The following is a 343-nucleotide window of genomic DNA, read 5'->3' on the forward strand; positions in this document are numbered from 1 at the left end:
CAGGCGAAGGTTGGGACGGAACCTTTAATGGTAATCTAATGCCAACAAGTGACTATTGGTTTACGGTAGAATACAGAGAACCAAACGACCCAAACACTACCAAAAAACAGTTTAAAGCGCACTTTACATTAAAACGCTAAGAACAAAAACGCAATAAATAAAAAAACAGTAAATAAAACACAAGTAAAAATTATATTAAAAACAAAACAGCCTGAACAAAATGTTCAGGCTGTTTTATTTACTTTTAGTTGAAACATAAGCTAAAAAGACAGATTATATATTTAATTTAGTAGTCCAAAATAATAGAAGTTATATTATTCTAAAATTAATAATGAGAAAGAAA

1 protein-coding gene is annotated in these 343 nt (G+C 28.6%); it reads left to right on the forward strand.

Annotated features, from left to right (window positions below):
• Positions 1-140: T9SS type B sorting domain-containing protein (locus ACVC5O_RS00785; RefSeq protein ID WP_452219553.1), on the forward strand; the 140-nt coding region annotated here is incomplete at its 5' end.
• Positions 141-343: the final 203 nt, after the last annotated feature.

This window comes from Lacinutrix salivirga, assembly GCF_053604675.1.